Annotated in this window: 12 protein-coding genes; all 12 read left to right on the top strand. The window is 52.8% G+C overall.

Annotated elements, in window-relative coordinates; all coding sequences use genetic code 11:
• Positions 1 to 12: 12 nt before the first annotated feature.
• The 12 genes from BUB67_RS08740 (at position 13) to pyk (ending at position 11,889) form a co-directional block, all read left to right on the top strand.
• Complete coding sequence (locus BUB67_RS08740; RefSeq protein ID WP_073238850.1) at positions 13 to 324, top strand: putative quinol monooxygenase; 312 nt, start codon at positions 13 to 15, stop codon at positions 322 to 324.
• Between the two features lie 44 nt (positions 325 to 368).
• The gene (locus tag BUB67_RS16900; protein WP_238457000.1) at positions 369 to 809 is read left to right on the top strand and encodes a hypothetical protein; all 441 of its coding nucleotides are present in this window, start codon (positions 369 to 371) and stop codon (positions 807 to 809) included.
• 19 nt (positions 810 to 828) lie between these two features.
• The gene (locus BUB67_RS16895; protein WP_238456999.1) at positions 829 to 1,170 is read left to right on the top strand and encodes a C40 family peptidase; all 342 of its coding nucleotides are present in this window, start codon (positions 829 to 831) and stop codon (positions 1,168 to 1,170) included.
• A 92-nt stretch (positions 1,171 to 1,262) separates the two neighbouring features.
• On the top strand, positions 1,263 to 1,952 hold the full coding sequence (locus BUB67_RS08730) for a DUF2225 domain-containing protein (RefSeq protein WP_073238847.1): 690 nt from the start codon (positions 1,263 to 1,265) through the stop codon (positions 1,950 to 1,952).
• Between the two features lie 141 nt (positions 1,953 to 2,093).
• Positions 2,094 to 5,699, top strand: a complete 3,606-nt coding sequence (locus BUB67_RS08725; RefSeq protein WP_238456998.1) for a DNA polymerase III subunit alpha — start codon at positions 2,094 to 2,096, stop codon at positions 5,697 to 5,699.
• A 136-nt stretch (positions 5,700 to 5,835) separates the two neighbouring features.
• Positions 5,836 to 6,504, top strand: coding sequence for a TrkA C-terminal domain-containing protein (locus tag BUB67_RS08720; protein ID WP_073238841.1), 669 nt, complete (start codon positions 5,836 to 5,838; stop codon positions 6,502 to 6,504).
• Between the two features lie 105 nt (positions 6,505 to 6,609).
• Entirely contained in the window at positions 6,610 to 6,843 is a 234-nt protein-coding gene (gene mtrB / locus BUB67_RS08715; RefSeq protein WP_073238838.1) for a trp RNA-binding attenuation protein MtrB, read from the top strand.
• 184 nt (positions 6,844 to 7,027) lie between these two features.
• Positions 7,028 to 7,219 carry a putative signal transducing protein gene (locus BUB67_RS08710; RefSeq protein ID WP_073238833.1) on the top strand — a complete coding sequence of 64 codons (192 nt, stop codon included), beginning with the start codon at positions 7,028 to 7,030 and terminating at the stop codon, positions 7,217 to 7,219.
• 29 nt (positions 7,220 to 7,248) lie between these two features.
• The gene (accD, locus tag BUB67_RS08705; protein WP_073238830.1) at positions 7,249 to 8,103 is read left to right on the top strand and encodes an acetyl-CoA carboxylase, carboxyltransferase subunit beta; all 855 of its coding nucleotides are present in this window, start codon (positions 7,249 to 7,251) and stop codon (positions 8,101 to 8,103) included.
• 12 nt (positions 8,104 to 8,115) lie between these two features.
• Entirely contained in the window at positions 8,116 to 9,060 is a 945-nt protein-coding gene (locus BUB67_RS08700) for an acetyl-CoA carboxylase carboxyltransferase subunit alpha (RefSeq protein ID WP_073238827.1), read from the top strand.
• A gap of 86 nt (positions 9,061 to 9,146) precedes the next feature.
• Positions 9,147 to 10,109, top strand: a complete 963-nt coding sequence (gene pfkA, locus BUB67_RS08695) for a 6-phosphofructokinase (RefSeq protein ID WP_073238824.1) — start codon at positions 9,147 to 9,149, stop codon at positions 10,107 to 10,109.
• Between the two features lie 28 nt (positions 10,110 to 10,137).
• Entirely contained in the window at positions 10,138 to 11,889 is a 1,752-nt protein-coding gene (pyk, locus tag BUB67_RS08690) for a pyruvate kinase (RefSeq protein ID WP_073238821.1), read from the top strand.

Genomic DNA, 11,889 nt, shown 5'->3' with positions numbered 1-11,889 from the left:
GGAGGTAACAACTTGCAAGTCATCACATTTGGCAAACTGCAAGCCCAGGAAGGTCAGGGTGATTCTTTACTGGAAATCATCCGGGAACATATGGACTATATAAACAAGCAACCCGGTCTGGTGCACGGCTATGTGGCCAGGTGCAACGGCAACAGCAACAAGTTTCTGGTTATTTCATTTTGGGAAAGCGAGGAGGCCCAGCAGGCCGCTATGACCAGGCTCAGCACGGATCCGGGGGCCACCAAAGGCTTTCTCCAAATGATGCAACTTCTCAACGGACAACCGGATTTTGGAAATTATACTGTGGAAAGCATAGTAAAATAAACAGGGGAATATGGTTTAGGTAAAACCGGCAAAGGAGTGATTCCATGCTTGATCTGCGGGAAGTTGAAGCCGGCACCACCGTGGTTGCGGCTGTGGCCGTAAGTGATGTGCTGGAGCAACCGGAGGAGGGAATTCCCCTGGTAACGCAACTTTTAATGGGGTGGCCGGCGCAGATTATGGGCATTGAGGGAGACTGGTTTCACATGCAGGCCCAGGACGGTTCACCGGGATGGGCAAAGGTGAATCAGTTCTGCTTGCCCCGGTGGCCGGCACACTCTGAGGTTGTGCAGATCGTGCGGGCAACGGCCGTTTTACACATGGAATCCAATAACACCGGAGACCGGTTTTGTACCTTATTTCTGGGCAGCCGGCTGCCTTTACTGGAAGAAGGAAAAGAGTTCCTGCGGGTCGCTTTACCCCGGGGGGGGCAGTGCCTTTGTTCACAGGGAGGATGCCCGAATTGTTTGTTCCAATCAACCGATTAACAAAAAACAGATTCTGGCGGTGGCCGGTCTGTATGCCGGAGCGCCCTATCGATGGGGGGGCATGACCGCACGGGGCATCGATTGTTCCGGGTTAACGTACATGGCCTATTATGTCAATGGTTTTCAACTGCCCAGGGATGCCCAGGATCAGTTTAAGGCAGGTTTTCCGGTGGAAAAGGAAGATTTGGCAATCGGCGACCTGGTGTTTTTTTCGACCATTGATCCGGGCCCTTCACACGTAGGAATTTACCAGGGGGATGGCCTGTTTATTAACGCCAGGACCAAAGAGGGTGTAACGGTTTCTTCCTTTGAGGACCGTTTTTTTGCCAGCCGGTACTTGGGAGCCAGAAGGTATCTGTAAAATTAAGCATTTGTTACCGGTAATAAATGTCCTCACCTGATAATGATTTGGTATAATAGGGTCAAGAACTTCATTGGTGGGAGCGTAAGATTATGCAAGTTAACGAAGAAATGATCTTTCATATCAGAGTGACCTGCCCTAACTGTGGCCAAGAATTCCTGCACCCTGAAGTAAAAACTAAATACATTGCTGTGAAAAAACAAGACAGTGATTTTTGCGCTTATTACAGCAGCATTAATCCTATCTTTTATGATGTTATGATCTGCAAGCATTGTGGTTACGGATTTACCAAGGAGACAAACGTCCCCCTCAGTGAACCGGAGAAAGCCGCCATCAACACCATCCTGTCCGGCTGGCATACCGAAGGATCCCAATACACCGGCTTAAGGACCCTGGAGCAAGCCATCAAAGCGTATAATTTGGCCATCCTCTGTCAGGAACTGAGAAACGCCAAGGATTCTGTCAAGGGATCTCTGTACCTCCGGTTAGGGTGGCTGTACCGGTACCAGGGCCATAAAGAAAACGAAGCAAAGGCTCTGCAGCGGGCCCTGGAATTTTTAAAGCGAGCCTATGAAAGGGAGTCCACATCCGAACTCAAAAAGGAACTGCGTATGATGTATTTGATCGGGGACCTGTCCTACCGCAACGGAGATCTTAAGGAGGCCGTCAAGTGGTTCCAGGCGGTCACCCAGCACCCGGAAGTGGACCGCTACCCGGTCTTCGCCCGCATGTCCAGGTCCCGCTGGCAGGACATTCGAGAAGAGATCAAACAAAAGGGTTAGGGTGCGAGGTATACGGGTTGTTACCTGTATACCTCTTTTTAACGCTCTTTTGGTAAAATGGATAACAGGAGCAGCCTGCACAAGGGGTGAGTTGAGCTGGAAAATCAATTTGTTCACCTTCATCTACACACTGAATACAGTTTGCTGGACGGGGCAACCCGCATCAGCCAGGTGGCCAGGCAGGCCAGGGAAAGCGGCATGAACGCCCTGGCCATTACTGACCACGGCTGCATGTACGGGGTGATTGATTTTTATAAAGCCTGCCATAAAGAAGGGGTTAAGCCCATCCTGGGCTGTGAAGTCTACGTGGCGCCCCGCCGGCGAACAGACCGGACACCCAAGCTGGATGACCAGCCCAGCCACCTGGTTTTGCTGGCGGAAAATCAAAGGGGATACAAAAACCTGTTGAAACTGGTCTCCCTTGGCTATACCGAAGGGTTTTACTATAAGCCGAGAGTTGATAAGGAACTGCTGGCCCGTTACCAGGACGGCCTGATCGCCTTGAGCGGCTGCCTGGCGGGGGAAGTGGCGGATAAAATTTTAAACGGCCAGCCGGATAAGGCCCGCCAGGCAGCCCGGGACTATCTGGACATTTTCGGGCCTGACCGTTATTACCTGGAACTGCAGGACCACGGGTATCAGGAACAAAGGACGGTCAACCGGGAACTCTTGAAGATCGCCAGGGAATTAAACATCCCACTGGTGGCCACCAATGACGTCCATTATTTAAGACGGGAACATGCTGACATTCAGGATGTTTTGCTGTGCATTCAGACCGGCAAGAGCATAAATACCCCCGGACGGATGAAATTTGAATCCCGGGAAATGTATTTGAAAAGTCCCCATGAAATGAATTTGTTGTTTGGGGAAATCCCGGAGGCCCTGCGCAACACCGTAAGAATTGCCGAACGATGCCAGGTGGAAATTGAATTTGGCAAGCTGCATCTGCCCTATTTTACCGTGCCGGACGGGTATACGCCGGCCGGCTACCTGCAAGAGAAGTGCCTGGCCGGCGCCGTCAAACGGTACGGTCATTGTTCCGGACCGGTTTGGGAACGCCTGGAATATGAACTGAAGGTCATCGGCCAAATGGGCTACGATGAGTATTTTCTCATTGTTTGGGATTTCATTCGATACGCCCGGGAGCGGGGTATCGCCGTGGGACCGGGACGCGGTTCCGCCGCCGGCAGCATGGTAGCCTACGTTTTGGAGATCACCAATATCGATCCGCTGAAATACGGCCTGCTGTTTGAACGTTTTTTAAATCCGGAACGGATATCCATGCCGGATATTGATATTGACTTTGATTACGAGCGCCGGGGCGAAGTCATCGAGTACATCGTGCAGAAATACGGCGCCGACCGGGTGGCCCAGATCATCACCTTCGGTACCATGGCCGCTAGGGCAGCCATTCGGGATGTGGGGCGGGCCCTGGACATGCCCTATGGAGACGTGGACCGGGTGGCCAAACTGGTGCCCATGGAATTAAACATGACCATTGAAAAAGCCCTGGCCAATTCCCCGGAATTAAAGGAAGTTTACGACCATGATCCCGAGGTAAAACGACTGATTGACACTGCCATGGAATTGGAAGGCATGCCCCGGCATGCTTCCACCCATGCGGCGGGCGTGGTGATTGCACGGGAACCCCTGGTGGAATATTTACCCCTGAACAAGACCTCTGACGGGTTGGTGACCACCCAGTTTCCCATGACCACGGTGGAGGAGCTGGGCCTCCTTAAGATGGACTTGCTGGGGTTACGCAACCTGACGGTTATCGGCGAGGCTGTCAACCTGATTGAGCAAATAAGGGGCCGTCAGTTGGACATCAACAATATTCCTCTGGATGACCAGGCCACCTTTGAGATGCTTACCCGGGGTGAGGGCATCGGCGTCTTCCAACTGGAAAGCAGCGGCATGCGCAGCATCCTGAAGGAACTGAAGCCCAATGCCTTTGAAGACATCGTGGCCCTGGTGGCCTTATACCGCCCCGGCCCCCTGGGCAGCGGCATGGTGGAGGACTTTATTCAGCGCAAGCACGGTCAGACCCGGGTGGATTATTTCCACCCGGATTTGGAACCCATCCTCCGGGAAACCTACGGGGTGATTTTGTATCAGGAACAGGTGATGATGATTGCCCGGGTGATGGCGGGCTACACACTGGGACAGGCTGATTCCCTGAGAAAGGCCATGGGCAAGAAAATACCCCAAATGATGGCTATGCACCGGCAGTGGTTTGTTAACGGGACAACCACGGACGAAAAGGGGAACCCTCTCAAGAACCCCATCCCTGGGGCGGTGGCCAGGGGATATGACCGGCAGCTGGCAGAGAAAATGTTTGACCTGATGGAGTACTTTGCCGGCTACGGCTTTAATAAATCCCATTCGGCGGCCTATGCCCTGGTCTCTTACCAGACCGCTTACCTGAAGGCCAACTACCCGGCGGAGTATATGACGGCCCTGTTGACCTCCGTACGGGACAATACGGACAAAGTGGTTTTATATATCGAGGAATGCCGCCGTATGGGAATTCAGGTCTTGCCGCCGGATATCAATCACAGCCGGGAAAATTTTACGGCAATGGAGGGATCCATTCGCTTCGGTCTGGCTGCGGTGAAAAACGTCGGTTGGGGCGCAGTGCAGGCCATAATACAGGCCCGGGAAAAAGGAGGACCCTTCACTTCTTTTTCAGATTTTTGCAGCCGGGTAGACAACCGGTTGGCCAACCGGCGGGTACTGGAGAGTTTGGTCAAGGCAGGGGCCCTGGATGCCTTTGGTCACCGGGCCCAGCTTTTGGCAGGGTTGGACACGGGTCTCGAATATGCCGCACGGGTCCAGCGGGACAGGGAGCAGGGGCAGGTCAATCTGTTTGACTTGATGCCAGAACTTCCGGAGCAGGCGGCAGAACTGCAACTGCCTGAGGTTCCCCGTTTGAGCCCTAAACAGCAGTTAGAGTTTGAGAAAGAAGCCCTGGGGCTGTATATCTCCGGCCATCCCCTATCCGAATTTAGCTGGATTTTAGAGGCTTTGGAAGTGCAGCGGGTGGTGGACCTGCCCGAGATCCCGGACGGCCGGCCCCTGCTGCTGGCGGGTATGGTTTCCACCATCAAAAGGATTACTTCCCGTAAGGGAGAACCCATGGCCTTTGTCAACCTGGAAGATTTGACCGGCAATTGTGAGGTGGTGGTCTTTCCGGAGGTCTACCGTCGTTATGGTAAAACTCTGGACCCCAAGGGGCCCCTTTTGTTAAAGGGCCGGGTCAACAATAACGGCGAAGAGACCAAAGTACTGGCCGAGGAAATGATCCCCATCGACAATATTGGCTGCCAACTCTGGCTGAAATTTAATGAAAGGGATGCAGAGGCTTTTAAGGAGTTGGAGACCTTATTAACCCGGCACCCGGGAAACACACCGGTGTATCTGTTTAATCCGGACAACAAAAAGGCGTTCCGGTTGGAAAACCGGTTATGGGTCAGTCTGAACACCGAACTGAAAACAGCATTAACCGGTCTTTTGGGTAAAGATAATATTAAGCTTCGCTCCAACCTGCCGGGAAGGGCTCCGGTGGCTGCCACCGGGGATACGCGCCCAAAGGATGCGCCTTCCCGGGCTGTTCCGGCAGTCAAGTTAGAAGGGCCCGCACCGGCAAATCAAAATCAAAGGGTACCTTCTGTTGCCCCGAAGATACCGGCCGGTTCCTTTAATCCGGATTTCTATCCCCTGCCAAACAGTTTACTGGATCTATAAGCTAAAATATGTGACCGGGCCTGAAAGAATTTCTTTCAGGCCCGGTCTTTTTCCTGTTGGCTGACTGCGCTGCCAACTTGTGTCAGCCCTTGTCCCGCTGATATAATCATGTCACGGAATTAAGGGAGGATGATCAATGAGCCTGGTTTTTTTGGTGTGCTTTATCCTGGTCCTTGTGATTATTGTAGAGATCTCCGCCATCGCCTTAAAGCTGACGGGCATGGACCTGCACGTGGCCCGTTTTCAGGCCCTTTCGGCCCTGGTCACAGTGGGGTACACCACATCGGATTCCGAAGCAGTGGTGAAGCACCATGTGCGCCGGCGCATTATTATGGTGCTGATGGTGCTGGGCTACCTGGGAACCGCCACCATTGTCACGGCCCTGATCAATATTATGCGACACCCCCTTACGCTGCTGCAAGTGGGCACAGCCATTGTCATTGTACTGCTGGCCTTTAGTTTGGTTTCCAGCCGCCGACTGCGTGTTCGCCTGGATCGGGGCATTGAACGACAGTTGTCGCGCCACCGCTCGCTGCAAAAAAGGTCCGTGGAAGAAGTGTTGCGGTTAGACCGGCAGTATGGCGTGGCAGAGGTGACACTGCAAGCAAATAGCCATCTGGTGGGCCAAACCATTGCCGCCAGCAAGATCAGGGATCAGGATATTTTCATCCTGGCCATCGAACGGTCCGATGCATTTATTCATTCGCCCAGGGGAAGCCAGGTCTTGCAAGTGGGGGATAAACTGATCGTATACGGTAATATACGAAATATTCACCTGCTGCTTTGTTCGGATTGTACGCGCTAGACTTGAACCAGGAGAACGACCCCACAGGCTAACTTGCTTGTCAAACACCTTTAAATATGATATGATTGGTCTGACAAAAAGAGGAAATTATACGGGGTGAATCCTATGACGAACAGATTTGATATAGCCGGTGATTATGTTGTGGTGAAGGCGTTGGAAAACGGCGTCACCATCATTGGTTTAACCAGAGGCGGCGTGACTAAATTTCATCACTCGGAAAAGCTTGATAAAGGGGAAATCATGATTGCTCAGTTCACCGAACACACCTCGGCCATCAAGATCCGGGGACGGGCGGAACTGTTAACCAAGCACGGAAAGATCCGTACGGATACCGATTAAAAATAAAGGTATCGCAGGATAAAGCGGAACTTCATAGGAACAGCAACAGTATCCAGAGACAGTTCTCTGGATATACTTATTTTTGTGGGGAAAAAGAGGAATACCCGGGGAATAAATAGAAACATCTATCTATATTGGATTCATTTTCATACTTATTATGTTAATTCAAGGGGGCCTTTGACAAGTGTGGACGGTGGTATATATTGCGCCGAACAAAAAACAAGCCGAGCGACTACAACAAGCTTTGCAACAGGAGGGCTTGCTGGTTAAATTACGCAATATCGGACTGCCGAATGGCAATGAAAACGGAGCGGTAGAGATTTTGGTGCCTGAATCCGAGGTTGACGAAGCGTTGGAAATCATAAACACCGTTTAAACGTATGACAGCTAAGGGAGAGGTGAGTCTTGGTTTTAGAGATTTTTCGTAAGCCTAAATATGTAACCGTACGACCGGAAACTGCCCGGGACAGCGAAAAAAGAGACATACCTGAAGGTTTATGGGTAAAATGTACCCGTTGTAATGAAATTCTGTATACGAAAGAGTTGGAAAAAAACTTTAAGGTTTGTCAAAAGTGCAACTTTCATTTTCGTCTGGGCGCCAGAGAAAGGATTCGCATGACCCTGGACGAAGGTTCCTTCAAAGAATATGACAATGAGTTAACTACTGTAAACCCGCTTAATTTTCCCAATTACTCCGAGAAAGTGGCAGCCGCCCAGGAAGCCACCGGCCTTAAAGAAGCGGTGGTCACCGGAGAGGGAACCATCGATGGGTTCCCGGTGGTGGTGGGTATTATGGACTCGCACTTCATCATGGGCAGTATGGGTTCGGTGGTGGGGGAGAAAATCGCCCGGTCCATTGAGCGGGCCATTGAAAAGAAACTGCCGGTGATTATCTTTAGTACCTCCGGGGGCGCCCGCATGCAGGAAGGGATTCTGTCTCTCATGCAAATGGCCAAAACCGCCGCTGCTCTGGCCAAACTGGATGAAGCCGGGTTGTTATTTGTTTCGGTTCTGACAGATCCCACCACCGGCGGAGTGACGGCCAGTTTTGCTTCCCTGGGAGATGTTATTATCGCTGAACCCGGTGCGTTAATTGGTTTTACCGGCCCAAGGGTGATCGAGCAAACCATCCGTCAAAAACTGCCGGAAGGTTTCCAAAGGGCGGAATTCATGCGGCAGCACGGCATGGTGGATATGATTGTAAACCGCCCCCAAATGAAAGAAACACTGGCGAAGATTCTTTCACTTCACAAAAGGTAAAAGGAGGCCGGTATGGCGCTTGATTTCGAGAGGCCCTTGCTGGAGCTTGAGGCCAAAATAGAAGAATTAAAACGATTTACCAAAGAAAAGGGGATTGACTTCTCCGATGAAATTGCCATGTTGGAGAAAAAATCCCGGGACATGAAAGAGAATATTTTCCACAATCTCACTCCCTGGCAGAAGGTGCAGATTGCCAGACATGCCGCACGGCCCAATACCCTGGACTATATTAAAGCCCTGTTTACGGATTTCCTGGAACTGCACGGGGACCGTCTTTATGGTGACGACCCGGCGGTTATAGGCGGCATCGCCCGTTATAAAGGAATTCCTGTGACGGTGATGGGACACCTGAAGGGTCATGACACCAAAGAAAATGTCCAACGGAACTTTGGTATGGCCCACCCCGAAGGGTTTCGCAAGGCGCTGCGATTAATGAAACAGGCGGAGAAATTTGGCCGTCCGGTAATCTGCTTTATCGATACGGCCGGCGCTTATTGCGGCATGGGAGCGGAGGAAAGGGGCCAGGGAGAAGCCATTGCCAGGAACCTGATGGTCATGTCCGCCCTGAAAACACCTGTCATTGCGGCAGTCATCGGGGAGGGCGGCAGCGGCGGAGCGCTGGCCCTGGGGGTGGCCAACAGAATTCTCATGCAGGAGCATGCCATTTTCTCAGTCAGTTCTCCTGAGGCTGCGGCCAGCATCCTGTGGAAAGATGGCAGCAAAGCAAAGGAGGCGGCTGAGGCCTTGAATCTTACCGCCCAGGACCTGCTCAGGCTGGGCGTGATTGATGAAATTGTTCCGGAACCGTTGGGTGGGGCTCACAGCGACCTGACGGCCACCTACCACCTCATGGATGAAGCCCTTGAGCGTCATCTTAAAGAGCTCTTGGAGCAATCCACAGAGGAACTGGTTGAGGCCAGATATGCCAAGTTCCGGGCCATGGGACAAACTGGATAAAAATAATAATTTTTAACAAGGATAAGCCTGCTGCCCTGCGGCAGGCTATAGGTATATCATCAGGTTCGTTAGGGAGGCTCGATAAAATGCAAAGGATAGGCGTTTTAACCAGCGGCGGAGATGCCTCGGGAATGAACTCTTGTATTCGTGCTGTGGTCCGTAAAGCCATTTACCACGGTCTGGAAGTGATTGGCATACGGCGTGGTTACAGCGGTTTTATAGACGCGGACATGGGACCCATGAATCTTTCTTCGGTGGCAGATATCATCGGCCGGGGCGGCACCATCTTACATACGGCCAGGTCAGAGCGTTTTATGACCAGGGAAGGCCGGGCCATGGCCATGGAAAACGTGGAGCGGTTCGGTATTCAGGGCCTGGTTGTTATCGGCGGGGACGGTTCCTTTACCGGCGCCAGCATTTTTTATCAGGAACACGGCATTCCTGTCATCTGCGTGCCCGGGACCATTGATAACGATATTGCCGGGACCGATTATACCATAGGTTTTGATACCGCGGTCAACAATGTGGTGGATGCCATCAACAAAATCCGTGATACAGCTACATCCCACGAGCGTACCTTTGTCATTGAGGTGATGGGCCGTAACTCAGGCAACATTGCCCTGGCAGCCGGCCTGGCCGGTGGTGCGGAATCCATTTTAATTCCGGAGATACCCTTTAATGTGGAAGACATCTGTAAAAAATTATTAAACGGTATCAAGAGGGGGAAACTCCACTCGGTCATTTTGGTGGCCGAAGGGGCCGCCAGCGGTCTTGAGATCGGGAAAAAAATAAAAGAGCTGACGGGCTTTGACACCAAGGTTACCATCCTGGGCCATTTGCAGCGGGGGGGGAGTCCCACGGCCTTTGACCGTATTTTGGCGGCCAGATTGGGCGCCAAGGCGGTGGAACTGTTGATGGCCGGCGAGACCAATAAAATGGTCGGCATTCGGGCCGGTGAAATTGTGGCCACAGACTTAACGGAAGTACTGGGTAAGCCAAGCCCCATTAATAAAGAGATGTACGATCTGGCGAGGATACTTTCCATTTAAACGTCCTGTGGAACAAGGGGGATCAAACATGAGACGCACTAAAATTGTCTGTACCATAGGTCCGGCCAGTGAGAATGTGGAGACTTTAAAAAAAATGATGCTGGCCGGTATGAATGTAGCAAGACTGAATTTTTCCCACGGCACCCATGAAGACCACGGCAGGAGAATTGCTGCCATACGCCAGGCAGCCGCTGAAGTGGGCAAGAATATTGCCATTATGCTGGATACTAAGGGTCCGGAGATTCGTTTAAAAAAATTTGCCAATCCGCCTGTTACATTGGGGCCGGGACAACGCTTTACCCTGACAACCCGGGAGGTGCTGGGGGACAATACCATCGTTTCGGTCACCTACATGGATTTACCCAAGGATGTGCGGCCGGGCAGCAAGGTGGCCATAGCGGACGGTTTAATCGAGATGGAAGTGGAAGCCGTTGAGGGCCAGGATGTTCACTGCCGGGTCATTAACGGCGGGCAGCTTTCCAACCAGAAGGGTGTCAACCTGCCCGGCGTGAATGTTAATTTGCCGTCCATCACCGATAAGGATATCGCGGATATCCGTTTCGGTTTGGAGCAGGGCGTGGATTTTATCGCTGCTTCCTTTATCCGAAAGCCCTCCGATGTCATTGCCATCCGTCAAATTGTGGAGCAATACGGCGCAGACGTTGACATTATCGCCAAGATTGAAAGCCGCCAGGGCGTGGACAACTTGGCGGAAATCATCAATGTTGCCGACGGGATTATGGTGGCTAGGGGTGACCTGGGCGTGGAAATCCCGGCCGAAGAGGTCCCTGTTTTACAGAAGACCATGATTGAAATGTGTAACCTGGCCGGTAAACCGGTCATCACTGCTACCCAGATGCTGGAATCCATGACCCAAAACCCCAGACCAACCCGTGCCGAGGCCAGTGATGTGGCCAACGCCATCTTTGACGGCACCGACGCCATTATGCTCTCCGGCGAGACCGCTGCCGGCAAGTACCCGGTACAGGCGGTGGAAACCATGGCCCGGATTGCCCGGCGGGCGGAACTGGCTGTGGATTTTGATGACCTGCTGGTAACCCGGGGCGCCGCCATCCAAAGGACGGTCACCGACGGGATCAGCCATGCCGTGTGCACCATTGCCAAGGAACTGGGTGTTACCGCCATCATTACCGCCACTGCCAGCGGCCATACTGCCAGGATGATTGCCAAGTATCGTCCCAAAGTCCCTGTAATTGCCGTAACCCCGAGGGCCGGTGTCCTGAGAAAACTGGCCCTGGTCTGGGGTGTGGAGCCCCTGTTGATCGGCGATGTGAGGGGAACGGACGAAATGATTGCCAGCTCGGTGGAAGCAGCGCTGGCCTCCGGCCTGGTGTCCGCCGGCGACCTGGTGGTCATCACCGCCGGTGTGCCGGTGGGCGTACACGGCACCACCAACATGATGAAGGTCCATACCGTGGGCACGCTGTTGGCCAAGGGTACAGGCATCGGCCAGCGGGCTGCCACCGGTAAAGTACGGATTTGCCGGACAGCGCAGGATGCAATGGAAAAGGTGCAGCCCGGCGATATCCTGGTCACCATGGCCACCGACCGGGATTTTGTACCCGCCATGGAAAAATCAGCGGCCGTCATCACCGAAGAGGGCGGACTGACCTCCCATGCCGCCATTGTAGGACTGGAGTTTGGCATCCCGGTGATTGTGGGTGTTGATAACGCCACCGATATTCTGCCCGACGGGGAGATTATCACCGTAGACGGCCAGCGGGGACTGGTCTACGGCGGCGTGGCCAGGGTGCTTTAA

Source organism: Desulforamulus putei DSM 12395 (genome assembly GCF_900129195.1).
GTDB lineage: Bacteria > Bacillota > Desulfotomaculia > Desulfotomaculales > Desulfotomaculaceae > Desulfotomaculum > Desulfotomaculum putei.
The sequence above is the reverse complement of the archived record's forward strand: the minus strand, read 5'-3'. Positions and strand labels throughout refer to the sequence as shown.

Bases quoted from the DNA above. Each gene is read 5' to 3' on its own strand.
- BUB67_RS08700 (WP_073238827.1), top strand. From the start codon at position 8,116: ATGGCGCTTGATTTCGAGAGGCCCTTGCTGGAGCTTGAGGCCAAAATA.
- pfkA (WP_073238824.1), top strand. From the start codon at position 9,147: ATGCAAAGGATAGGCGTTTTAACCAGCGGCGGAGATGCCTCGGGAATG.
- mtrB (WP_073238838.1), top strand. From the start codon at position 6,610: ATGACGAACAGATTTGATATAGCCGGTGATTATGTTGTGGTGAAGGCG.
- BUB67_RS16900 (WP_238457000.1), top strand. From the start codon at position 369: ATGCTTGATCTGCGGGAAGTTGAAGCCGGCACCACCGTGGTTGCGGCT.
- BUB67_RS08730 (WP_073238847.1), top strand. From the start codon at position 1,263: ATGCAAGTTAACGAAGAAATGATCTTTCATATCAGAGTGACCTGCCCT.
- pyk (WP_073238821.1), top strand. From the start codon at position 10,138: ATGAGACGCACTAAAATTGTCTGTACCATAGGTCCGGCCAGTGAGAAT.
- BUB67_RS08720 (WP_073238841.1), top strand. From the start codon at position 5,836: ATGAGCCTGGTTTTTTTGGTGTGCTTTATCCTGGTCCTTGTGATTATT.